This window comes from Breoghania sp. (assembly GCF_963674635.1).
In the GTDB taxonomy this organism is placed as follows: Bacteria; Pseudomonadota; Alphaproteobacteria; order Rhizobiales; family Stappiaceae; genus Breoghania.
In genome coordinates, this window is record NZ_OY771475.1 from 4,348,003 (window position 1) to 4,370,056 (window position 22,054).

Consider the following 22,054-nt stretch of genomic DNA (forward strand, 5'->3'; position numbering starts at 1 on the left):
CGAGAGAGACGACATGCGCCTTCTGATCATTGGCACGCTCGGCGGACAGCTTACGGTGGCTTCCAAGATCGCCATGGAAACAGGCGCCAGCGTCACATTCGCCGAAACGGTCGAAAACGGCCTCAAGACCCTGCGCTCCGGCAAGGGCGCGGATCTGATCATGATCGATGTGGGGCTCGATATCGAAGCCCTGATCGAGCATCTGCAACATGAACGCATCCATGTGCCGGTGGTGGCCTGCGGCACCCAGTCGGATGCGCGCGCCGCCGTCCAGGCGATCCGGGCCGGGGCGAAGGAATACATCCCCCTGCCGCCGGATCCGGAGCTCATCGCCGCCGTTCTTCACGCGGTGGCCGCTGACCAGTCGGATCTCATCTATCGCGACGAAGCCATGGCGGCGGTGGTAAAGCTGGCCGAGCAGGTCGCGCCCTCGGAGGCCTCGGTTCTGATCACCGGTGAATCCGGTACCGGCAAGGAAGTGCTCGCCCGCCACGTTCACCAGAAGTCTCAGCGCGCGAAGAAGGCCTTTGTCTCCATCAACTGCGCGGCCATTCCCGACAATCTGCTGGAATCGGAACTGTTCGGACACGAAAAGGGCGCGTTCACCGGGGCGGTGGCGCGCCGGGTTGGCAAGTTCGAGGAAGCCGACGGCGGGACCCTTTTGCTGGACGAAATCTCCGAGATGGACATTCGTCTGCAGGCGAAGCTGCTGCGCGCCTTGCAGGAGCGGGTGATCGACCGCGTGGGCGGGACACGCCCCGTTCCCGTCGATATCCGCATCATCGCCACATCCAACCGGGATTTGGCGGAAGAGGTGCGCGCAGGCCGTTTCCGGGAGGATCTTCTCTATCGCCTCAATGTGGTAAACCTGAAGATCCCGGCGCTTCGTCAGCGTCCGGCCGACGTTCTGGAACTCGCACAGCATTTCGTTCGCAAATATGCCGAGATCAATGGTGTGCCCGCCCGGCCCTTGAGTGCGGAGGCGCGCCGGTCGCTTGCCGCCAATCCCTGGCCGGGAAATGTGCGCGAGCTGGAAAACACCATGCACCGCGCGGTTCTGCTGGCGCAGGACGAGGAAATCTCCGCCGACGCCATCCTGATGCCGGACGGAAGCCCCGTGCGCGGCGGGGGGACGGCGGAGCAGGCGGCCATGACCGCCGAGGCGGTGAGCCGCTCGATGGTCGGCCGGACAGTGGCCGACGTTGAAAAGCAACTTATCCTGGAGACGCTGGATCATTGCCTCGGCAATCGCACCCATGCGGCCAAGATCCTCGGCATCTCCATCCGCACACTTCGCAACAAGCTCAATCTCTATGCCGGAGAAGGCACGGAGATCCCGTCACCCGGCGAAAGCCGTCTTGCCGCCTACTAGGGCGTGACCGCATGTCTGATTGCGCCGACGCGCACCTGATCGAGGCCTTTTGATGAGCGACGTTCCCAGTGTTGCCGGAAATTCGGTGGTCGAAAGCCCAGGCGCGCCGCCAGCAGGCGGTGGAGGCGGTTTCGGGCTTTCCTCCGCGTTGAACCTGCTGAAGCGGCCGGATCTTGCGCTGGCGATTGCGGTGATGACCATCCTCGTGGTGCTCATCCTGCCCATGCCGCCGGTGCTGCTGGACCTCTTTCTTGCGCTGTCGATCACGCTTTCGGTGCTGATCCTGATGACGGCCCTGTTCATTCAGACGCCGCTGGAATTCTCCTCATTCCCGACCGTCCTGCTGATCGCGACCATGTTGCGGCTGGCGCTGAACCTTGCCTCCACCCGGCTCATCCTGGCCGGCGGGCACGAGGGGCCGGATGCGGCGGGCAACGTCATCGAGGCCTTCGGCAACTTCGTGATGGGCGGCAATTTCGTCATCGGAATGATCGTTTTCGGCATTCTGGTGATCGTGAACTTCGTCGTCATCACCAAGGGTTCCGGCCGTATTGCCGAGGTGGCCGCGCGCTTCACTCTTGACGCGATGCCTGGCAAGCAGATGGCGATCGACGCCGACCTTTCCGCTGGTCTCATCGACGAGACGCAGGCGCGCGAGCGCCGTCAGGTGCTGGAGGATGAATCGTCCTTCTTCGGCGCCATGGACGGTGCCTCGAAATTCGTGCGCGGCGACGCCATTGCGGGCCTGCTGATCACGTTCATCAACGTGATCGGCGGCATCGTCATCGGTGTCATCCAGAATGACATGTCGTTTGCCGATGCCGGGCGCTCCTACACGCTGCTGACGGTGGGCGATGGCCTCGTTTCGCAGATCCCGGCACTTATCGTGTCGACGGCCGCCGGCCTTCTGGTCTCCAAGGCGGGTGTCAAGGGCGCGGCCGACAAGGCGCTGATGTCCCAGCTTTCCGGCTATCCCAAAGCGCTCGGCATGTCTTCCGGCGTCATGGTGATCATGTCGCTGCTGCCAGGCATGCCGATGATCCCGTTCCTAGCGCTGGGCGGCCTTGCGGGATATCTCGCGACCCAAGGCAACAAGAAACAGCAGGCTCAGGAAATGGAAAAGGTGGCCGCGGAAGTGGAGGCGGCCAAGCCCGCGCCCGCTCCGGAGCCCCCGATCACGGATGCGCTGAAGATGGACGATCTGCGCATCGAGCTTGGGTATGCGCTGTTGCCGCTCATCAACTCAGACAGCGCGACCGGCGACCAGCTGACCGAACAGATCAAGGCGCTGCGCCGCCAGCTCGCGTTCGATCTCGGCGTGCTCATGCCGCCGGTGCGCATCCTCGACAATGTGCAGCTTGCGGCAAACCAGTATGTCATCAAGGTCAAGGAAGTGGAGGCCGGAAAGGGCGAGATCTACGCCAACCAGTTCATGGTCATGGATCCGCAGGGCAAGCAGGTGAAGCTGCCGGGCACCCATACCATCGAGCCGACCTTCGGTCTGCCTGCGACATGGGTCGATCCGTCCTTGCGCGAGGATGCGACGCTCAAGGGGTACACGGTCGTCGATCCGGCTACCGTCATGTCCACGCATCTCACCGAGATCCTGCGCGCCAACGTTTCCGAACTGCTCTCCTATGCGGATGTGCAGAAACTCCTGGGCGAACTGCCCGAGGGCCAGGCGAAGCTGGTGGAGGACATCGTCCCCGCCCAGATCACCATTTCCGGTATCCAGCGCGTGCTGCAGATGTTGCTGGCGGAACGCGTTTCCGTGCGCGACCTCTCCACGATCCTGGAAGGCATCGCGGAGGCAGTGGGCTTTACCCGCAACCCGCAGACGATCACCGAACATGTTCGTGTCCGGCTTGCCCGGCAGATCTGTTCCGCCAACCAGTCGCCGACCGGCTATCTGCCGCTTATCAGCCTGTCGCCCCAATGGGAGCAGGCCTTCGCGGAATCCATCATCGGCGATGGCGACGACCGGCATCTGGCCATGCCACCGAGCAAGTTGCAGGAATTCGTCGCCCAGGTGCGCGATGCCTTCGAGAAGGCGGCGCTCATTGGCGAGGCGCCGGTGCTGCTCACCTCGGCCAGCGCGCGCCCCTTCGTGCGCTCCATTGTGGAACGGTTCCGCGCGCACACAACGGTCATGAGCCAGAGCGAGATTCACGCGCGCGCCAAGCTGAAGACCATCGGAACGGTCTAGCACGTCGCCTCTTGAGCGAAACGGGAATGGTGAGGAACCGTTTTCGGGCTGCCGCGCGTTATCGGCAGGTTGCGCGCTGCCAGGCCTAAGGCCTGGATCAGACGATCATGTCGAGGCCGGCATAGGCCTTTTCCATCTTTTCCTGTCGCTCCGCGAGCTTTTCGTTCATCTCGTTCTGCATGCGGGTCTGAACGAGCTGGGTGGTCAGGTTGACCTGCCCGGCAAAGAAGTTGGAGCTGGTGGAGAACAGGCTGGTGGTGGCTTGCTGCTGGGCGAAGAACTTCTCGTTGGAGGCCGCGCGACGGGCCTTCCAAGTCGCGTTGTTGTTCGCGAAGGAAAATTTCTTCACGCTCGTGAGCGAATAACGCTTCTGATAGCCGCCGACTGCGCCAACCATGACCTGGTTCCCGATCGCGTTTGATGCGTCTGGATTGACCGCGCGTGCCGCGAATGCACGCGTGTCGAATGATACATGGCATTCAGTATCACAGATCGCGCCTTAAGTGTTGGTTAAGATCTTGGACACACAGCCACGCGCCCATGCGGGCTATCCGGCAACCGCGAGGCTTGCGGCTTCCGCAACGCGCTCCGGGAACATGGCAGCGATGGCCTGCTTGTTGGCGGCAACCACGCCACGCTCGGTGATGAGCCCGCTCACGAGCCGGGCCGGGGTCACGTCGAAGGCATGGTTTGCGACGGCTGAACCTTGCGCCACGATCGTCACCGTCTCGATGCGTCCGTCCCCGGTCATGCCGGTCATGCGCGAGACTTCCTCTCCCGATCTCTGTTCGATGGGAATGTCGCGAAGGCCGTCATCGAGCGTGAAGTCGATGGTGGGAGAAGGGAGGGCAACATAGAACGGCACACTGTTGTCCTTGGCGGCGAGTGCCTTCAGATAGGTGCCGATCTTGTTGCAGACATCGCCGGAGGCGGTGGTGCGGTCGGTGCCGACGATCACCATGTCCACCTCGCCGTGCTGCATCAGGTGGCCGCCCGAATTGTCGGGGATGACGGTATGCGGCACGCCGTGGCGGCCAAGCTCCCAAGCGGTAAGCGCTGCGCCCTGATTGCGCGGTCGCGTTTCATCCACCCAAACGTGAACGGGGATGCCTTCATCATGGGCCATGTAGATCGGAGCGGTCGCGGTGCCCCAATCGACCGTGGCGAGCCAGCCCGCGTTGCAATGGGTGAGAATGTTGACCGTCTGGCCGGGGCCCTTGCTGCGCGCAATCTCGCGCACGATTTCCAGTCCGTTGCGTCCGATCGCGGCGCAGATCTCCACGTCCTCGTCGCAGATCTGGGCCGCCCGGGCATAGGCACGCGCACACCGCGCGCTGCGCGGCAAGGGCGCGAGCAGAGCCTGCATCTCGTCAAGCGCCCAGCGCAGGTTCACGGCTGTGGGGCGTGTGGCCATGAGTGTGTCATAGGCGTGTGTGAGCCCGGCGTCGCTGTCGTCGGCAGCCATCTGGAGCGCCATGCCATAGGCCGCTGTCGCCCCGATCAAAGGCGCGCCGCGCACCTGCATGGTGCGGATGGCGACGGCTGCCGATTTCATCGTTTTCAAGGTGATGACGGAAAAGACATGCGGGAAACGCGTTTGATCGATGATGTCGACCGAGCGACCATCCTCATTCAGCCATATGGTGCGGTAAGGCTTTCCATCGACCTGCATTCCGTTTCTCCTCCGGTGGCCTCAGGCTCGGCCTTGTGGGGCTTGCGCCCACGCGTTGCCAAGCCGCAGAAGCGGATACGTCAGCTCTACTTGGTCACCTTGATGACCTTTGCCCCGGTCACCCGCAGAAGATCTTCCGCGCTGGTTTGAAAGACACAGCGCGGTGTGCCTGCGGCCGCCCAGATCTCTCCCTTGGTCACGAGATCCTCATCCATGTAGATCTCCATCGCCTCGGTGTGGCCAAAGGGAGGGATGCCGCCAATGGCGAAGCCGGTGACGGAACGCACGTAATCCGCGTCGGGGCGCTCAAGCGACTCACCCAGATCCCGCGCGACCCCTTTTTCGTGGACCCGATTGTCACCGGAGACCAGCAGCAGGTAGGGCTTGCCGCTGTCCTTGCCGCGAAAAACGAGCGATTTGACAATTTGTCCGACCGTGGTCCCGACGGATTCCGCAGCTTCCTCAGCGGTACGCGCGGTGCCGGGAACTTCCACGATGTGAATCGGCAGACCGGCAGAATGTGCTGTGTTTCTAACGACTTCCGCGGCGGACGGTAATATAGTCATACGGTTTCCTCACGCTTGTTTACCATATTGGGGACATTAGTCGGGGAAGACCCTTGCCGGGTCTGCCATGAAGCTGAAACGAATCTCTCGCCGTGTTACTTAATGACGTATTAATATATTCGAACGCGAAGACGTGGAAGGTTCCGCAGCGACAGATCGAGAAGATCGTCGGCGGTCTTAACCCGGGGAAGTGACGGCAATGAGCGAACGGGCGGATAATGTTGTGCCGCATAGCAAGGTACGCAGCCTGCGCGAGGCAATGCGCAAGGTCCGGCTGGCCGAAGCCGAGCGTACCGACGTCATCATTGATCTGCAGGAAACCGAGAAGGCCCGGCTTGATATCCTCGCCGAGGAGCTGGAGGGTGTTTCCCGCGAAATTCCCGAGAATGACGAGCAGTTCATGCTTCAGGTGGTTCCTGGCAACCCGCCGCGGCTCTGGGTGGATGTCACGAGCCACGTCGTGATGGCGCGCGACCGGCGCACCTATCGTTTCGCCAAGGACACGCGCCTCGGGCGGACAGTCTTGTTGGAAACCGATTCCGTTGCCGCCATGGCCGATTGCGTTACGGAATATGTCGCCGAGCGCATGATCGACCGCGAGCGGGCGCTTGAATCCGACTGGCTCTTGAAGCGCCTGCGCGCGGATGCCGACAAGGCGCTTGTGGAGGCGGAGGAGCGTCGCAAGGCAGGGACGGTCAGCGAAACCAAAAGCGCCAGGCCGGGGCTCGCCTCGACCATCGGCACGTTTCTGATCGGGCTTGCCATCGGTATTGGCGGACTGATCGGGTACGCCTGGTTCTTCAATCCACTCGATTGAGGCAGGGGTTCCGGACCCGCGTCATCGCTCTACTAATATCGGGGCCTATTGGGCCGCCTCGGCCAGATCACTGGTCAGGTCCTGCGCGCTGATTTCCACGACCCCTTCGCCTGGTTTCACATAGCCGCGCTCCCGCCAGTGGCAGTGCCAGCCTTCGTCCGCGCGCTCGATCTCGAAGATGTTGAAGCGCGCACCCGGCTTGCCAGCCCCGGGAGCATTGGAGGCTGCGGGAACACAGACGACCGGGACCGGTCCGTCGCGGCCCTTCAGCCAGTGCAGGCTATTGATGTGGGTGTGGCCGTGGAGCACGAGTTCCGCGCCGCTCGCCTGAACAGCCTTGCGCACGCGGGACCCCGCCACGAGGCGCTTGTGCCAATGGGTGGCACCACGCACGGGCGGGTGGTGGATCATCACGACACGGAAAAGCCCCTGACGGCCGCAAGCCTCAAGGCAGGCGGCGAGACGATCCGCCTGGCCGGAGCTGACATGGCCTGTCGCCATGAACGGGGCGGAGGCGCGCGCACTTGAAACCCCGATCAACGCGACATCGCCACGGCGGCGGACATAAGGATAGCTGACCGCGCCGGTATTGCCGTCCCCACGCATGTAGGGCGCCCAGATCTCGCTGGCCTTGCGCAGCGCGCCGGGAACATAGGCATCATGGTTGCCGGGCACGACGGAGACATCCTGCGGCGAGCCCAGAGCATCAAGCCAGCGGCGGGCCGGCTCAAGTTCCGCGTCAATGGCGATATTCACCAGGTCGCCCGTCAGCGCGATGTGATCGGGGGCCTGATCCTTGATGTCTGCGACGAGACCATCCAGATGCGCGGTGGTGAACTTGGAGGCGCGATTGCGCTGCCAGTTCATGTAGCCGAGGGCTCGCTTGGAGGCGAGCTCGCGCAAGGTGGGGCTGGGCAGGGGGCCCAGATGGGGGTCTGAAAGATGGGCGAGTTTGAACATGACGCCGCCATCATCCTTGCCATGTCAGCGGCGTCAAGGTGTGCCGGTTCCGAAGGTGGCAATAAAATGCGTCATGCGCACTTCATTTCAGCAATGCGGGCCAGGCAGGACTGGTCCGCAAAGGCGGCTTGCGCATGGAGGGGATACGCGTAAAGAAGCGATCAGTTAAACGGGAAGGTGGTCAGGACAGTCGAATGCCGGCCATGATCATTGGAAAGCGCAGGCTTCCAGTGGAAGCGACGGCGGCGGACGACGGCATAGAGCGAGGCGAACATGAGATTTACTCGGGTCTCGGGGTTGCAGGCACTGGTTGGTTTCTTGCGGGCTGGCAGGGCGCGCCTTCCGGTTTCGGGGGGCTTTCGGCGCGGCCCCGCTCTTGGGCCCACTTGCTTTGCGGTGCTTAGATGGCATCGGCGCGCAGCTGTTGGAAGTGCAGTAAGCGCGCGTCCGGCATGCGTCTGCTGCATGAAAGGAACCGTTAATCTTCCTGTGGTGCCGGAATTTGTTTTACTGATTAAGTAGAACGCCCAGAGAAAAGGCTGTGGTCACGAAATGAGCACGTCGATTGTTCGCCTTCTTAAACCGTTGACGCAGCGGATGATTGCGCTTGGTACGCTCGTTCTCAGACCCATGACGGTGGGCGTTCGGGCCGCTGTCTTTGATGAGGAGGGCAGTGTCTTTCTGGTGCGTCACACCTATCTGCCGGGCTGGTATCTGCCGGGCGGCGGCGTGGATCCGGGTGAGAGCGCGCAAGTCGCGGTCGCCAGAGAGCTGCGTGAGGAGGGCAATATCGAGGCAACCGGCGTACCTCGGCTCTTCGGGCTTTATCTGAACAGGAAATTCTCGCGCCGAAATCACGTGGCGCTGTATGTAATTCGTGAATGGGCTGAAACCTGCGCCCCGTGTGTTCGGAGCAAGGAAATCGCGGAGGCGGGCTTTTTCGCGCCTGACGATCTGCCGCAAGACGTGACGGCGGCGACGCGCCGACGGCTTGATGAAATCGCCGTCGGCGAGCAGCAGAGCGATATCTGGTAGCGGCGGTCAGGCTGCCGCCAGCCGGGTCCTGTCATGGGGGCGCAGGAAGTCCAGATCCGGTCCCTCCGGCACGATCCCTGAGGGATTGATGGTTTTGTGGCTGCCGTAATAGTGCTGCTTGATGTGGTCCATATGGACCGTCTGCGCCACGCCCGGCACCTGATAGAGCTCGCGCAGATAGTTGGACAGGTGCGGATAGTCGGCGATGCGGCGCAGGTTGCACTTGAAGTGACCGACATAGACCGCATCGAAGCGCACCAGCGTGGTGAAGAGGCGCCAATCGGCCTCCGTCAGCGTGTCGCCCACGAGATAGCGGTTGTGTGTGAGGCGGTCTTCCAGCATGTCGAGGCTGTCGAAGAGTTCGGTGAACGCCTTGGAATAGGCGTCCTGCGTGGTCGCGAACCCCGCCTTGTAGACGCCGTTGTTCACCGTGTCATAGACGGTGGCATTGATCTCCTCGATCTCGCTGCGCAGCGCCTCGGGGTAGAAATCGCCCTTCGCCGCACCAATGCCGTCAAAGGCGCTGTTGAACATGCGGATGATTTCCGCGCTTTCATTGCTGACGATGGTGCCGCGCTTCTTGTCCCACAGGATCGGGACGGTCACGCGTCCAGTGTAGTCCGCATCCGCCGCGAGATAGATCTCATAGGCCTTTGTGGCGCCATGGACCGGCTCGGGCTCGGCGAAGGTCCAGCCTTCCTCCAGCATTAGCGGCTCGACGACGGACACCGAAATCATGTCCTCAAGCTTTTTCAGCTTGCGGAAGATAAGCGTGCGATGTGCCCAGGGGCAGGCATAGGAAACATAGAGGTGATACCGTCCGGCCTCCGCCTCAAAACCGCCCTCCCCACTGGGGCCGGGCGCGCCGTCGGCGGTGATCCAGTTTCTGAATTGAGAGGACTCGCGCTCGAACTTTCCGCCGCTCTTGCTGGTGTCATACCAGCGGTCCTGCCATTTTCCGTCAACCAGAAGTCCCATGAAAAGGTCCTTTCCAAATCTGTTTCTGCCTCGGCGGCGCAGCGGTCCTTATGAATATCAACCGCCCAGGTGGCCGCGGGTTCCGGCAACAAGTTTCGTGTTGGACGGAAACTAGCACCGCTTGGACGCACCGTGGCGGCGGTTGACGCATCGTTCACCGTTGGCTTTGTCGGAGGCGATCTGGGCAGACGAGAGGTGGGGGCAGGGGAGGGGAAGCCCGGCGCTTGCCGATTTGCGAGGGATGAGGGAGCGCGCCATGACATCCGACTGGACGCCACCGTGACGGCGTGATATCGCCTTTCCCATCAATATCGGCGCGGGAGACAATCCGCGCGCCAAGACATCTTGAGACAGGCATCCATGGCGACCCAGCTGCGACGACGATAGGTCTGATACCGCGCCCCTGAGCGCATCGACCGCTATTGTCTTGTCCGCTGCCTGTTTGTCTTATCGACATTCCACACCATGACCCTGTGCCGGGACCTGAAGAAGGGGCCTCGGCATGACAGGCCGGACTGCTTGAATGTACCTTCTTGCAGGATCTTGAAATGTCCACGCTCTCCTACAGCATCCGGCACGAGTGCCCGTCCGACGATGATGCCATCGAAGCTCTTCACGCCGTGGCCTTCGGGCCCGGTCGGTTCGCGCGCACCGCGTTTCGCATCCGCGAGGGGGTGCCGCAAGATCCGCGTCTGAGCTTCGTCGCCGTGAGCGGTGAGGGTGAGCTTCTGGGCTCCGTGCGCCTGACCCCCATTCACATCGGCGGCGCTCCGGCCCAGCTTCTGGGGCCTCTGGCGGTGATCTCCTCCTACAAGGGGCTCGGCATCGGGCGGAAGCTGATGCAGCAGTCGATGGAGGAAGCCGCAAGGCTGGGAGAGGGGCTGGTGCTGTTGGTGGGCGATCTTTCCTACTATGGCCCGTCCGGCTTCGTCCGCGTGCCGCAGGGGCGGATCACGTTGCCCGGTCCGGTCGATCCGGCGCGGCTGCTCATCGCGGAGCTTCACGCGGATGCGTTGAACGGTGTCAGCGGCATGGTGCATGGTGGCGCCCCGGTGGCGCCCAAGAGCATCGCGCAAGCGGTGGCGCCCGCCTCGATCTAGGCCTTGTATCAAAGGGTGCGTGGGGCTCAGCGCCCCTCGCGATACCAGGTGGCCGACAGAAGGCCCAACAGAATGGCAAGGCCGAGGAAGCCGATGAAGAGCGGTATCCGGTCGATGCCCTTCAGTACGCTTGCCTCGCTCATTTTCAGACCCAACCAGCCATTTCCCGAATAGGACGACGCCCGGTTGAGAGCGACGACGCGCGGGATGATGGGTGTGTCTGCGCGTCCCTCAAGCCTTCGTACGCTGCCTTGCGTGGCATTGGCCAGCGGGGTCAGCGGCGCGGTTGAGGAAAGGACGTTGGCGAATTCGCGCGGGTTCGCCGGGCCGATATTGGCGAGCGCCGTGCGTTTCCCGTCGCTCACCGAATAGAGACCGATATCATCGGTGTGAAGCGTAGCGCGCCAAAGGCCGGGCTCGGTCTCGGTGAGAGGCAGGGTCTGCGTCTCGCCGGTGGGCGTGGTAATGGTGACCGGATCCACGGTGTCGGCCAGCGTCTGGCGCTCCACGGTCAATTCGTGGCCGCGGCTGGAAGCGCGCAGGGCCTCTTCCTCAAGATCGGGCTCCTTCATCAGCCAATGGGCCAGCCTGCGCAGAAGCTGCACATGGGGGCCGCCGCCCTCATAGCCGCGTGCCCACAGCCACACGTGATCGGAAAGCAGAAGCGCGACGCGACCCTTTTCCTGCCGGTCAAGGATCAGCAACGGCTTGTCCCTTGGGCCGTTCATGACGACCTCGCCGTGGTGGTCATAGGTGTCGACAAGGCGGAACCAGTGGCTCCAGTCGGGGACCGCGCTGCGGCTTCCGGGAAGGCCTCGGGTCACCGGATGTCGCGCGCCCAGGCTTGAGATGCGCGGCAGAAAGGCTTCTTCGATGATGTCGCCGGACGGTTCGGCGGGCATGACGTTGGCCAGCGGCGTGTTGTAGAGGCTACCGGCCTCCGCATAGTCCGGACCGGTCGCCACAAGCAGGGCCCCACCGTCGCGCACATAGCGGGCGATGTTGTCGAAATAGAGGATCGGCAGCACGCGGCGGCGCTTGTAGCGATCAAAGATGATGAGGTCGAACTCGTCGATCTTGACGGAGAACAGCTCGCGCGTCGGGAAGGCGATCAGCGATAGCTGGCTGATTGGCGTACCGTCCTGTTTTTCCGGCGGGCGCAGGATGGTGAAGTGGACGAGATCGACCGAGGCGTCCGATTTCAGCAGGTTGCGCCATGTGCGTTCGCCCGCATGGGGCTCGCCGGATACGAGCAGCACGCGCAGGTTCTCGCGCACACCGTCTATCGTGATCACCGCGCGGTTGTTGAGCGTGGTGAGTTCGCCCTCCAGCGTCTCCGCCTCGAACTCGAAGATGTTCTTGCCGCCATGGGCGATTACCACCGGAATGTCCACGGTCGCGCCCGGTGGCAGGCTGATGATGCCGACATCCTCGCCGTCGCGGCGGATCGTCAGGCGCACGGGCGCGGTGTCGATGCCTTCGCCTGCCTGCTCTACCCGCAGCCGCACCTGCTGTTCCTTGCCGACAAGGCCAAAGCGCGGGGCGCGGTCGATCACGATCCGGCGGTCGCGCTCTTGTGCATGGCCGGTCACCAGAACATGGAGCGGCGCATTGAAGCCGAGCTTGTCGGCCTGTTCGGGAATGTCGTGAACCTGCCCGTCCGTGACCATGATCGTGCCCGCAATGCGATCCGGCGGGACGTCCGAGAGTTCCTGATCCAGCGCGTCGAAGAGCGTGGTTCCGTCATTTTGAAGGCTGTTGCGCTTCCGTCCCGCATTGACGATCCGCAGCTCCACATTCGGCAGGTCGCGGATGCGTTCAGCGAGTGTGGCGACGGTTTCGTCGGTCGTTTGCTTGCGTCCGTCGAGATCCTGGCTCTGGCTACGGTCGGCGACGAGGGCAACGACGGAGGTCAGGGGCTCGCGGTCCTCACGCTGGATTGCCGGGTTGGTAAGCGCGATGACGAGGGCCGCGAAGGCCGCTGCCCGCACCAGCGCGCCGCGTTGACCGCGCCAAAGCGACAGCCCGACGATGACCACCGCGATGAGCGTCATCGCGATGATCAGCCAGAGCGGCACGAGGGGCGCGAAATCGATGCTCCAGGTCATGATTTTAGCGTCGCCCTCCTATTGTCCGAGGCGTTCAAGCAGGGCGGGAACATGGACCTGATCCGCCTTGTAATTGCCGGTGAGGGTGTACATCACGATATTGACGCCCGAGCGGAACGCGAGCTCACGCTGTGTCATGTCGGGCGGAACGGTCGGATAGAGCGGTGAGCCGGTTTCATCAATCGCCCAGGCGCCGGCAAAGTCGTTCGACGTGATCAGGATGGGAGAGACCCCGTCACCACCGCGTACCGGGCGATCGGACATGGTCTCGGCATCTGGAGAGGCCTCCACCCACAGATCGCCGCTGTTCCAGCGCCCCGGAAACGTCTCCAGAAGATAGAAGGCCTTCGTGAGAACGTGATCGGAGGGCACCGGTTCAAGGGTCGGGATATCGAGGCTTGAGAGCATCTCGCGCAGCTTTAAGGTGGCAGGCGATGCGCCATAGCCACCTGTCGCCGCATTTCCGCCCATCTGGTCTCGGGTATCGAACAGGATGGAGCCGCCGCTGCGCATATAGGCATCGATGCGCGCCATGGTCTGCTCATCCGGGGTCGGAGAGGCCTCGTCGATGGGCCAGTAGAGAAGCGGGAAAAACGACAGCTCGTCCGTTTCCACCTGCACGCCCATGGGCTCGCCGGGCTCCAATGCCGTGCGCGAACCGAGATAGTAGGAAAGGCCGAGAAGGCCGGCCCGGCTCGTCTCGTCGATTGCCGGGTTTCCGGTGATCACATAGGCAAGCCGGGTTTTCAGGGTTGCCTCCAGCGCCCATTGCTCGTCCCGCACGGTGCGCTCGCGCGGTGCGGTGCTCGCCTGCGACTGGGCATGGCTGTCGGTTGGCAACCCGGCTACGAGTAGGCCCGCCAGAAGTGCTGCGGTCATGCCTGTCGGTCGTTGCAACAGCCGCCAGCCGCCGCCCAGAACGAGAACCGCAAGAGCATCGGCGACCAGCAGCAGGAAGACGATTACAAAGAGGCCTGCGCGCAAATCGAGAGGCCCGGCTCGGTTGTAGCTTTCAACCGTGACGCCAGCGCCCAGACGATCAGGGTCAAAGGGAACGAGGCCCGCATCGGGCTTGAGGAGATTGAGCGCCCGGAACGCATCGTCGGCACCATAGAGGCCCGGGGGATGCTCGCGGCCGGGCTCGGTCTTGTCGATATCGGCCACGGCAACCGGCTTGGCGGTGATGGTGGGGCTTGAAAAGCGGCCATGTCCATCGAGCAACCGCATCGGCGCCAATGTCGCCTTGTCCGCCGTTTCGCCTTGCGCGGGCGTGGAAGCCGTGGCGACGGAGAATGACAGGATGCGCCTCAGCATCTCCACGAAGGTGCCCGACAGGGGGAGGTTGGACCAGCTCGTGTCGCCGGTCACGTGGAAGAGCACGATCCAGCCGCGATCCAGCGCCATGGCGGTGACGAGCGGTGTGCCGTCGGCAAGGCTCGCCCATGTCTTGTCGGGCAGGGTTGCATCGGGTTCGGCCAGAACCTGCCGGGTGACGGCGACGTCATCGGGTACGGGCAGGCCCGCGAAGGGGCCGTTTTCGGAAAAGCTGCCAAGCGGTTGCGGCTGTTCCCACGAGAGGCTTCCGCCCAGGGCGCGGCCGCCGCTTCGAAGGTCCACGGGGATCAGGTCGTCGCTGCGTGCAGCCATGTGCGGCCCGGCGAAACGCACCAGAACCCCACCGGCCCCTACCCAGCGGCGCAGCGCGTCCGATGTCTCCGGCGGCACGTTGCCGATATCGGCCATCAGCAGCACGGAAATGTTCTGTTCGATCAGGTCCGGCACGGCTGTTGTGAGGTCGAGGGTTCTCGGCTCGCGCAGGTCCGCAAAGGGCGTCAGCGCCCGGCGCAGATAATAGAGGGGAGCCAGCAGGGGTTGCGCGCGCGCTGGCGCTTCGCCGGAAATCAGCCCGACGGTGCGCCGCCGCCAGCGTTCGTCGATGAGTTGGACGCTTCCCGCCGTGTCCTGACCGGAAATCTGCAATCGGGCGATCTCGTTGCGCAGTTCCACCGGAAGCTCAAAGCGCACATCCGCTTGTGGATCGCCCGCGCCAAGGGAGGCGGTCGCCTCTGCGATCACGAGGCCCTTGAGGTCCAGCGCCTGCACAGTGACGTTGCGCGCATTCCCAGCGCCTTCGCGGATTACGGTCGCGGTCAGGGCGTCGGCATCGTTGCGTGCGTCCTTCAGCCCGAGCGGCAGGGCGTCCGGCATGTAGAGGGTCGCTGGCGTGTCGGCGAACTGGCTCAGGCCTTCGGCAAATCGGTTTACGGCGTCGCCGCCAAGCCCATCCTGCAGCCATGTGATCGAGCCCGGCGGCGTTTCGTTGGCGGCCTGGCGCAAGGCGGGTTGCAACTCATCCGGGGTCGCTGCCCATGAACGCGGCTCCAGCGCGCGCAGTCGCTCGCGCGCTTCTGCGGCGCTTGTCGGGAGCACCTGTTGTCCCGGTCCATCGGCCGTGGCTGCAAGCAGGACCGGCCTGCCGTCTTCCTCCGCCTGATCGATCAGGCGTTCGGCGGTGATGAGATGGGCCTCCCAGTCGGGGGCGGCCGTCCAGCCATTGTCGACAAGCAGCCAGAGCGGGCCGTCGCCGCGGGTCGCTTCCGCGAGGGGGCGCCAGATCGGGCCGGCAAGCGCGATGATGAGCGCAGCCGCCATGAGCAGGCGCAGCAGCGTCAGCCACCAGGGGCTGCGAGACGGGGTCTCCTCCTGTTTTTCCACGTCGAGAAGCAGGCGTGTCGGCGGGAAGGCGACTTCCTTCGGGCGCGGCGGTGTAAACCGCAGCAGCCACCAGATGGCAGGCAGGGCCACAAGCGCGGCAAGCACGAATGGTGCGGTGAAGGCGAGTGGCAGGCCGAACATCATGCGCCTCCCATTGCCGCAGCAGCGCCGCGCGGTACGCCTTCGGCGCTGTCGGCCAGGCGGCCATGCAGCGAGAGAAGGGGCTCGCTTGCGGGCCTGTCGGTATGATGGATGAGGAAGGTCCAGCCCGCCTTGCGGGTCAGTTCATTGATTTCCAGGCGGTGCTGCGCCAAACGCTTTTGGTAGATCTCGCGCCAGGTTTCGGCGCGGCCAGCGGTGAGCCTGAGGCCGGTTTCCGGGTCGCGGAATTCGGTGCGACCCGCGAAGGGGAAGGTCTCTTCCACCGGATCCATGATCTGGACGAGGTGCCCACGGGCGCCGGTCGCGGCAACGCGCCGAACCCAATCGGCGATTTCCTCGATCGGATCCAGCAAGTCTCCGATCAGCACCACTTCCGAAAAACGGCCGATGCCATGCGTGTCCGGCAAGGAGATCGGCTGCGAGGCATGGGCGAGCGTCGCGGCGATCCGCTCCGCTGCATTTCGGTTGGAGGTTGGCCGCGTCAGCCCCGTCAGGCCGATGCGCTCGCCTCCCCGTGCCAACAGTTCCGACAGGCCAAGCAGCAACACCAGCGCCCGGTCGCGTTTGGTTGCGCCGGCAAGGCGGGAGCGGAAGGTCATGGAGGTGGTGAGATCCGACCAGAGCCAGACGGTATGAGCGGCCTCCCATTCCCGTTCCCGGACGAAGAGATGATCGTCGCGCGCCGAACGACGCCAGTCGATGCGCTTGACGGGTTCGCCCAGATTGAAGGGGCGGAATTGCCAGAAGGTTTCGCCGGGGCCCGCCCGGCGGCGGCCATGCCAACCGGCTGCCACCGTGTTGGCGATATGGCGTGCTTCCACAAGCAGATCGGGCAGCGCCTCCGCCACCGTGCGCGCCTCGCCGACGACATTCGGCCAGGTTTCTTCGGATGTCGATCTCTGCTCGGGTCGTGGCTGCATTTCTGGTCCGTGTCGGGCCCGGCCGCTTGCGCTGAATACGCCGTTGCGCCGGGGTGTTAATGCACCGTCCTGTGTGGAACGGGAGCAAGCAGGGTCAGTCGAGCTTGGCCTTCAGTTCCCCGATGACGTTTCGGATCGTGTGGCCGTCGGCGCGCGCCGCGAAGGTCAGCGCCATGCGGTGTTGCAGGACAGGTTCGGCCAGCGCCATGACATCATCGAGCGAAGGCGAGAGGCGGCCTTGCAGAAGGGCGCGGGCGCGCACCGTCAACATCAGGGCTTGGGAGGCGCGCGGACCGGGACCCCAGGCGATGAGGCGGGTCTGCGGTGAATTCTCGTCCCCGGGACGGGCGGAACGAACCAGTTTCAGGATTGCTTCCACGACGGAATCGCCGACCGGAATGCGGCGCACGAGATTCTGGAAGGAGGCGAGTTCCGCCGCCGACAGGATCGCCGTGGCGGTCGCCTCTTTGGCGCTCGTCGTCTCCAGCAGGATCCGGCGTTCCGCATCGAGATCGGGATAGAAGACGTCGATCTGCATCAGGAAGCGATCGAGCTGGGCTTCGGGAAGGGGATAGGTCCCTTCCTGTTCCAGCGGGTTCTGGGTGGCGAGCACATGGAAGGGGCGCGGCACCGGGTGGGACGAACCCGCCACGGTGACGTGATATTCCTGCATGGCCTGAAGCAGCGCGGATTGTGTGCGCGGGCTGGCGCGGTTGATTTCGTCCGCCATCAGGAGCTGGGCGAAGACAGGGCCGGGAATGAAGCGGAAGGAGCGGCTGCCATCGGCGGCCTGTTCCAGCACTTCCGCGCCCAGAATGTCGGAGGGCATCAGATCGGGGGTGAACTGGATGCGGTTGGCATCGAGACCGATAACCGTGCCCAGCGTTTCCACGAGCTTGGTCTTGGCGAGGCCGGGAACCCCGACAAGCAGTCCGTGGCCGCCAGCGAGAATTGTCACGAGCGAGTTGTCCACGACCGGTTGCTGGCCGAAAATCACCCGCCCGATTTCCTCTCGCGCAGCTGCCAGTTTTTCAACAGCGGCTTCGGCTTCAGCGACGATTGCGTCGGATTCGGCGGTCATGATGGCGCTCATTCGTTTCTCCGGCAGTGATGCCGCGGGTCGGCGCGGCGAGAAAACGGGTCAGGCGACCAATCGGCGTATCGATCGCTTTTGCCAGATCGAGCCCGATATTCCGCCCGATCAGCTGGGAAGGCATGGGACGAAAGAAAACGGGATCTCTGTGAAATGTCTCAAATTGTTTCCGCACCCGTCGGTGCGTTCGAACAGTTTACGCAATCATAGCCCTCACGCACCACTTCCCTTTGTTTGAGATGGTCATTTTTACGTCCCTCCACTGGATTTGATGGGCCAATACTGACAGAAACATGGCGGAGGAATACGCTTGAGTGCGTAGGATTTTGCGAAATCCCATGCGCGAAAAGAGCAGGTTGGGGAGGACGACATGCCGGATCACTTTGATGTGACCCCGACGGGGCTTCAGGAACTCATCCGACGCGCGGCCCCGTCCGGGCGCGGACTTCCGCCGGTGGAACGGTGGGAGCCGGACTATTGCGGCGCCATCGACATGCGCATCGCCGCCGATGGTTCCTGGCATTATATGGGAACGCCGATCAACCGCGAGGCTCTGGTGCGGCTCTTCTCCACGGTTCTGCGCCACGATGCCGATGGCGGTTTCTATCTCGTGACGCCCGTGGAAAAGATCGGCATCACCGTGGAAGATGCTCCCTTCATTGCGGTGGAAATGCACGCGGAGGGGAAGGGCCGCGCGCAGACGCTGACCTTTCGCACCAATGTTGGTGATGTGGTGGTCGCGGGGGAGGAGCATCCCATCCGTTTCGCGTTGGAGGCGGACACGGACGGCTTGAAGCCCTATATTCATGTGCGGGGCCGGCTTGAGGCAAAGCTCGCCCGACCGCTGCTTTACGAGATGGCGGAGCTGGCCGTGGAGTGGCCGGACGAGACCGGCGAGACCCGCTTTGGCATTTGGAGCGGCGGTTGTTTCTTCGCCATGGATGATCCTGAAACGGAATTCGGCGCAACAGGAGACGATGCGGACAGATGAAGCTGGATGCACTCGACACCGCGAAGCTGGTTGAGGCCCCCTTCAGCGCCGGGGCATTTCGCGATCGCGTCCTGACGCGTTTGAACGCGGCAATGCCGACGGGTGGGACGGGATGCCTTTCGCAAGGGGCCTGCCTCAGGGAAGCCGGCGATCATGTTCTCAACCCGTCGATCTTTCCCGATCCCTCCGGGGTGAAGCTGCGCGATGCGGCGGTGCTCATTCCGGTGGTGGATCGCGGGCCGCAGGCCAGCGTTATCCTGACCCGGCGCACCGATCATCTGGCGAGCCATGCGGGCCAGATCGCCTTTCCCGGCGGCAAGATCGACGAAGGCGACCGCGATGCCACCCACGCCGCGCTTCGCGAAGCGGAGGAAGAGATTGGGCTCGGTTCCGAATTCGTGGAGCCGATCGGCAACCTTGGGCCCTATCTCACCGGGTCGGGATACCGAATCACTCCGGTGCTCGCCTATGTCCGCGAAGGTTTCAGCCTGCGCCCGGAGCCCGGAGAGGTGGCGGATATCTTCGAAGTGCCGCTGGAATTTCTGATGTCGCCCGGCAACCACCTCAAGCTGTCGCGCCAGTGGAAGGGCGCGCGTCGCCACTTCTATGCGATGCCCTATGAGCGTCATTATATCTGGGGTGTGACAGCCGGGATCTTGCGCAGCCTGTACGATACGATATACGCCTGAAGTCATGATCAGGATCATTGTCGTTCACGCTTTGCTATTCCTGTTGCCCTTCATCGCCTATGCCATCTGGCTGGCGGTGGTCCGCCGCTCGGCCTCGGCGGAAAACTGGCGCGATGCGCCCTTGCTGTGGCTGAGCATGGCTGGCGGCCTTGTCGTGATCGCCAGCCTCGTGATGCTGGCTTCCTTCGATGACAAGAACGCCGATGCGAACTACACCCCCATGCAGTTCAAGGACGGCCAGCTCGTCCCCGGCAAGCTGGAATAGGGTGTTGTCCGTCCGGCTTTCCGATGCGCCATGGCTCGTGAATTCAAGCGTTCGCGCGGTTTTTGATGCCATCGCTGTTGAAGGAGACGCGGCGCGGGTCGTGGGCGGTGCCGTGCGCAACGCGCTTCTGGGCGAACCTGTCGGCGATATCGATATCGCGACCACCGCAGAGCCGGTCACTGTCGCCGCGCGCGCCAGGGCCGCCGGGCTCAAAGCCATTCCCACGGGCATCGATCACGGCACGATCACGGTCGTCAGCGATGGAATCCCTTACGAGGTGACAACGCTGCGCGAGGATGTCGAGACCTTCGGGCGTCATGCCGTGGTGCGCTTTTCGCGCGACTGGGCGGCGGATGCCGCGCGGCGCGATTTCACCATGAACGCGCTCTATGTGGATCCCGACGGCGCCATCCACGATCCGACCGGGGTGGGACATGCGGATTGTCTTGCCCGGCGTGTGCGTTTCATCGGCGATCCGGGCGCGCGCATTGCCGAGGATTACCTGCGCATCCTGCGGTTCTTCCGTTTCCATGCCCATTACGGTTCCGGCGCCATTGATGAGGCCGGATTGTCGGCGGTCATCGCGGCGCGTGACGGTTTGCGCAAGCTTTCCGCCGAGCGCATTGGCCATGAGATGCTGAAAATCCTGCCCGCGCCCCACGCGGTGGAAACCGTGGAGGCGATGGCGGAGACCGGGATCATCGAAATCGTGGCGGGCGGCGTGATGCGGCTTGAGGATTTCGCCCATCTCGATCATCTGACCGAATTCGCGCCCGAAGCCCGCGATGCCGTGCTGAGACTGGCGGCGCTGACCTGTTTCGTGGAGGAGGACGTGGAACGGCTCAGCGACCGCCTGCGGCTTTCCAATGCGCAGGAAAAACGTATGGCCGATGCGTTGGCCGCAAGCCATGGCTTTTCGGCCGTGCTCGATGATCTGGCGGTACGCGAAAAACTCTATCGGCTCGGTCATCACACGGCGATCGACGCGGCACTTCTCGCCTGGTGCCGGGATGAGGCGGGGCCGGAAGAACAAGGTTGGCGCAGGCTCGTCATCACGTTGCGCAATGCGGATATGCCGGTTTTTCCCGTGGCGGGACGCGATCTTCTGGCGTTAGGCATGAAGCCCGGGCCACAGGTGGGCGAGCAATTGCGCGCGATCGAGGCGCGCTGGATCGCGTCCGGCTTCACATTGAGCCGGACGGAATTGCTTGACGGGATCGGTGTCGAGCCGGGCTCCCCCCGCTGATTTGAGCGCGGGGGGATGAAAGTCAGTCAGGGCTGGGAGCCCATCCTTCGAGACGGCCCTTCGAGCCTCCTCAGGATGACGTTTCCGAGTCGTTGGACCGCAGGGAACCAACCTCACATACAACGTCATCCTGGGGAGCGCTCGCCAGAGTGCGTCTCGAAGGATGGGCAACGGCCAGGACCTGCCGGTTGCACAGCTCAACGGACAGGTGGCCGGTGCTCAGGGCCACTTCACCACGGGCGGCATCGAAGACAGGATGGAGGTAACGTTGCCGCCGGTCTTCAGGCCGAAGATCGTGCCGCGGTCGTAGAGCAGGTTGTACTCCACGTAGCGGCCGCGGCGCACCAGTTGCTCCTCGCGCTGCTCTGGCGACCAGTCCTTCAGATAGTTGTTGCGCGCGACCTCTGCGTAGATGCCGAGGAAGGCGAGGCCCACGTCTTTGGTAAAGGCGAGGTCTTCGTTCCAGTCGCCGGAATTCAGATAGTCGTAGAAAATGCCACCCACGCCACGCGGCTCGTTGCGGTGCTTGAGGAAGAAATACTCGTCGCACCATTCCTTGTAGCGCGGGTAGTCGGCCGCCGCGTGGCCTTCACAGGCCGCTTCCATCGCGGCGTGGAAGGCTTTGGTGTCCGGGTCTTCCTGCGTGCGCCGCTCCGCCAGCACGGGCGTCAGGTCCGCACCGCCACCGAACCACTGACGGGTTGTGACGACCATGCGCGTGTTCATGTGGACGGCGGGCACATTCGGATTGTGCGGATGGGCGATGAGCGAAATGCCCGATGCCCAAAACCGCGGATCTTCCGATGCGCCGGGGATCTGATCGCGGAATTCAGGCGAGAACTCGCCATGCACCGTAGAGATGTGGACGCCCGCCTTCTCGAAGAGGCGGCCGCCGGTCATCATCGACATTTCTCCGCCGCCGCCCTTGGCGCCGGAATGGTCGGTGCGTTCCCACAGGTCGCGCTTGAACCGGGCGGCGGGCAGATCGCCCTGCGGCCCGCCGCGTGTGCCAACCTCGTCTTCCAGTTCCTCAAACATCGCGCAGATCTTGTCGCGCAGGCTGCGGAACCACGCCGCCGCCTCCTGCTTCTTGTCCTCGATACCCTCAGGGATCGGACCGCCGCGTTCGCTCATGTTCCCTCCTGTAATTCCCTCGCTC

General features: G+C 63.6%; 19 protein-coding genes. 9 read left to right on the forward strand and 10 right to left on the reverse strand.

From position 1 onward, the window contains the following. Window positions 1–13: 13 nt before the first annotated feature. Both ABGM93_RS18810 and flhA read left to right on the forward strand, forming a co-directional pair. Entirely contained in the window at window positions 14–1,372 is a 1,359-nt protein-coding gene (locus tag ABGM93_RS18810) for a sigma-54 dependent transcriptional regulator (protein WP_321502082.1), read from the forward strand. A gap of 52 nt (window positions 1,373–1,424) precedes the next feature. Further along, a complete protein-coding gene (flhA, locus tag ABGM93_RS18815) occupies window positions 1,425–3,578 on the forward strand; it encodes a flagellar biosynthesis protein FlhA (protein WP_321502083.1) in 2,154 nt (717 codons plus the stop codon). A 97-nt stretch (window positions 3,579–3,675) separates the two neighbouring features. Here the strand turns inward: flhA and ABGM93_RS18820 are convergent, their stop codons facing one another. From ABGM93_RS18820 to ABGM93_RS18830, 3 genes are all read right to left on the reverse strand, one after another. Continuing rightward, a complete protein-coding gene (locus ABGM93_RS18820) occupies window positions 3,676–3,975 on the reverse strand; it encodes a hypothetical protein (protein WP_321502085.1) in 300 nt (99 codons plus the stop codon). Window positions 3,976–4,125: 150 nt separating this feature from the next. Further along, on the reverse strand, window positions 4,126–5,250 hold the full coding sequence (gene mtnA / locus ABGM93_RS18825) for an S-methyl-5-thioribose-1-phosphate isomerase (RefSeq protein WP_321502087.1): 1,125 nt from the start codon (window positions 5,248–5,250) through the stop codon (window positions 4,126–4,128). 86 nt (window positions 5,251–5,336) lie between these two features. Further along, window positions 5,337–5,816, reverse strand: a complete 480-nt coding sequence (locus ABGM93_RS18830) for a YbaK/EbsC family protein (protein WP_321502089.1) — start codon at window positions 5,814–5,816, stop codon at window positions 5,337–5,339. Window positions 5,817–6,015: 199 nt separating this feature from the next. Here ABGM93_RS18830 and ABGM93_RS18835 point away from each other — a divergent pair, with 199 nt between their 5' ends. After that, a complete protein-coding gene (locus tag ABGM93_RS18835) occupies window positions 6,016–6,633 on the forward strand; it encodes a hypothetical protein (protein WP_321502091.1) in 618 nt (205 codons plus the stop codon). Between the two features lie 45 nt (window positions 6,634–6,678). On the opposite strand, the gene ABGM93_RS18840 is transcribed toward ABGM93_RS18835, so the two are convergent. Next, window positions 6,679–7,593, reverse strand: coding sequence for a metallophosphoesterase (locus tag ABGM93_RS18840; protein WP_321502093.1), 915 nt, complete (start codon window positions 7,591–7,593; stop codon window positions 6,679–6,681). Between the two features lie 552 nt (window positions 7,594–8,145). Between ABGM93_RS18840 and ABGM93_RS18845 the strand changes: the two genes are divergently transcribed. Then, window positions 8,146–8,628 carry an NUDIX domain-containing protein gene (locus tag ABGM93_RS18845; RefSeq protein WP_321502094.1) on the forward strand — a complete coding sequence of 161 codons (483 nt, stop codon included), beginning with the start codon at window positions 8,146–8,148 and terminating at the stop codon, window positions 8,626–8,628. A gap of 6 nt (window positions 8,629–8,634) precedes the next feature. Here the strand turns inward: ABGM93_RS18845 and ABGM93_RS18850 are convergent, their stop codons facing one another. Further along, window positions 8,635–9,606 carry a glutathione S-transferase family protein gene (locus ABGM93_RS18850; RefSeq protein ID WP_321502096.1) on the reverse strand — a complete coding sequence of 324 codons (972 nt, stop codon included), beginning with the start codon at window positions 9,604–9,606 and terminating at the stop codon, window positions 8,635–8,637. A 548-nt stretch (window positions 9,607–10,154) separates the two neighbouring features. Here ABGM93_RS18850 and ABGM93_RS18855 point away from each other — a divergent pair. Beyond that, window positions 10,155–10,706, forward strand: a complete 552-nt coding sequence (locus ABGM93_RS18855; protein WP_321502098.1) for an N-acetyltransferase — start codon at window positions 10,155–10,157, stop codon at window positions 10,704–10,706. 26 nt (window positions 10,707–10,732) lie between these two features. Here ABGM93_RS18855 and ABGM93_RS18860 read toward each other — a convergent pair whose 3' ends face one another. The 4 genes from ABGM93_RS18860 to ABGM93_RS18875 form a co-directional block, all read right to left on the reverse strand. Then, the gene (locus ABGM93_RS18860; RefSeq protein WP_321502099.1) at window positions 10,733–12,814 is read right to left on the reverse strand and encodes a hypothetical protein; all 2,082 of its coding nucleotides are present in this window, start codon (window positions 12,812–12,814) and stop codon (window positions 10,733–10,735) included. 18 nt (window positions 12,815–12,832) lie between these two features. Beyond that, window positions 12,833–15,670, reverse strand: coding sequence for a DUF4159 domain-containing protein (locus tag ABGM93_RS18865; protein WP_321502101.1), 2,838 nt, complete (start codon window positions 15,668–15,670; stop codon window positions 12,833–12,835). Then, entirely contained in the window at window positions 15,670–16,611 is a 942-nt protein-coding gene (locus tag ABGM93_RS18870) for a DUF58 domain-containing protein (RefSeq protein WP_319775407.1), read from the reverse strand. Before ABGM93_RS18870 ends, ABGM93_RS18865 begins: the two co-directional genes overlap by 1 nt. A 94-nt stretch (window positions 16,612–16,705) precedes the next feature. Continuing rightward, window positions 16,706–17,704, reverse strand: a complete 999-nt coding sequence (locus tag ABGM93_RS18875; RefSeq protein ID WP_321502104.1) for a MoxR family ATPase — start codon at window positions 17,702–17,704, stop codon at window positions 16,706–16,708. A gap of 370 nt (window positions 17,705–18,074) precedes the next feature. Between ABGM93_RS18875 and ABGM93_RS18880 the strand changes: the two genes are divergently transcribed. From ABGM93_RS18880 to ABGM93_RS18895, 4 genes are read left to right on the forward strand one after another with little or no spacing between them, the layout of a single operon-like run. Then, window positions 18,075–18,695, forward strand: a complete 621-nt coding sequence (locus tag ABGM93_RS18880) for a DUF1285 domain-containing protein (RefSeq protein ID WP_321502106.1) — start codon at window positions 18,075–18,077, stop codon at window positions 18,693–18,695. Then, window positions 18,692–19,384: a CoA pyrophosphatase gene (locus ABGM93_RS18885; protein ID WP_321502108.1), complete on the forward strand. Its 693-nt coding sequence runs from the start codon at window positions 18,692–18,694 to the stop codon at window positions 19,382–19,384. Before ABGM93_RS18880 ends, ABGM93_RS18885 begins: the two co-directional genes overlap by 4 nt. A 4-nt stretch (window positions 19,385–19,388) precedes the next feature. Further along, the gene (locus ABGM93_RS18890) at window positions 19,389–19,649 is read left to right on the forward strand and encodes a DUF6111 family protein (RefSeq protein ID WP_319775412.1); all 261 of its coding nucleotides are present in this window, start codon (window positions 19,389–19,391) and stop codon (window positions 19,647–19,649) included. 4 nt (window positions 19,650–19,653) lie between these two features. Beyond that, on the forward strand, window positions 19,654–20,895 hold the full coding sequence (locus ABGM93_RS18895; protein ID WP_321502109.1) for a CCA tRNA nucleotidyltransferase: 1,242 nt from the start codon (window positions 19,654–19,656) through the stop codon (window positions 20,893–20,895). A 219-nt stretch (window positions 20,896–21,114) separates the two neighbouring features. Here the strand turns inward: ABGM93_RS18895 and hemF are convergent, their stop codons facing one another. After that, a complete protein-coding gene (hemF, locus tag ABGM93_RS18900; RefSeq protein ID WP_321502111.1) occupies window positions 21,115–22,029 on the reverse strand; it encodes an oxygen-dependent coproporphyrinogen oxidase in 915 nt (304 codons plus the stop codon). Window positions 22,030–22,054: the final 25 nt, after the last annotated feature.

Bases quoted from the DNA above. Each gene is read 5' to 3' on its own strand.
- ABGM93_RS18810 (WP_321502082.1), top strand. From the start codon at position 14: ATGCGCCTTCTGATCATTGGCACGCTCGGCGGACAGCTTACGGTGGCT.
- flhA (WP_321502083.1), top strand. From the start codon at position 1,425: ATGAGCGACGTTCCCAGTGTTGCCGGAAATTCGGTGGTCGAAAGCCCA.
- ABGM93_RS18820 (WP_321502085.1), bottom strand. From the start codon at position 3,975: ATGGTTGGCGCAGTCGGCGGCTATCAGAAGCGTTATTCGCTCACGAGC.
- mtnA (WP_321502087.1), bottom strand. From the start codon at position 5,250: ATGCAGGTCGATGGAAAGCCTTACCGCACCATATGGCTGAATGAGGAT.
- ABGM93_RS18830 (WP_321502089.1), bottom strand. From the start codon at position 5,816: ATGACTATATTACCGTCCGCCGCGGAAGTCGTTAGAAACACAGCACAT.
- ABGM93_RS18835 (WP_321502091.1), top strand. From the start codon at position 6,016: ATGAGCGAACGGGCGGATAATGTTGTGCCGCATAGCAAGGTACGCAGC.
- ABGM93_RS18840 (WP_321502093.1), bottom strand. From the start codon at position 7,593: ATGTTCAAACTCGCCCATCTTTCAGACCCCCATCTGGGCCCCCTGCCC.
- ABGM93_RS18845 (WP_321502094.1), top strand. From the start codon at position 8,146: ATGAGCACGTCGATTGTTCGCCTTCTTAAACCGTTGACGCAGCGGATG.
- ABGM93_RS18850 (WP_321502096.1), bottom strand. From the start codon at position 9,606: ATGGGACTTCTGGTTGACGGAAAATGGCAGGACCGCTGGTATGACACC.
- ABGM93_RS18855 (WP_321502098.1), top strand. From the start codon at position 10,155: ATGTCCACGCTCTCCTACAGCATCCGGCACGAGTGCCCGTCCGACGAT.
- ABGM93_RS18860 (WP_321502099.1), bottom strand. From the start codon at position 12,814: ATGACCTGGAGCATCGATTTCGCGCCCCTCGTGCCGCTCTGGCTGATC.
- ABGM93_RS18865 (WP_321502101.1), bottom strand. From the start codon at position 15,670: ATGTTCGGCCTGCCACTCGCCTTCACCGCACCATTCGTGCTTGCCGCG.
- ABGM93_RS18870 (WP_319775407.1), bottom strand. From the start codon at position 16,611: ATGCAGCCACGACCCGAGCAGAGATCGACATCCGAAGAAACCTGGCCG.
- ABGM93_RS18875 (WP_321502104.1), bottom strand. From the start codon at position 17,704: ATGAGCGCCATCATGACCGCCGAATCCGACGCAATCGTCGCTGAAGCC.
- ABGM93_RS18880 (WP_321502106.1), top strand. From the start codon at position 18,075: ATGCCGGATCACTTTGATGTGACCCCGACGGGGCTTCAGGAACTCATC.
- ABGM93_RS18885 (WP_321502108.1), top strand. From the start codon at position 18,692: ATGAAGCTGGATGCACTCGACACCGCGAAGCTGGTTGAGGCCCCCTTC.
- ABGM93_RS18890 (WP_319775412.1), top strand. From the start codon at position 19,389: ATGATCAGGATCATTGTCGTTCACGCTTTGCTATTCCTGTTGCCCTTC.
- hemF (WP_321502111.1), bottom strand. From the start codon at position 22,029: ATGAGCGAACGCGGCGGTCCGATCCCTGAGGGTATCGAGGACAAGAAG.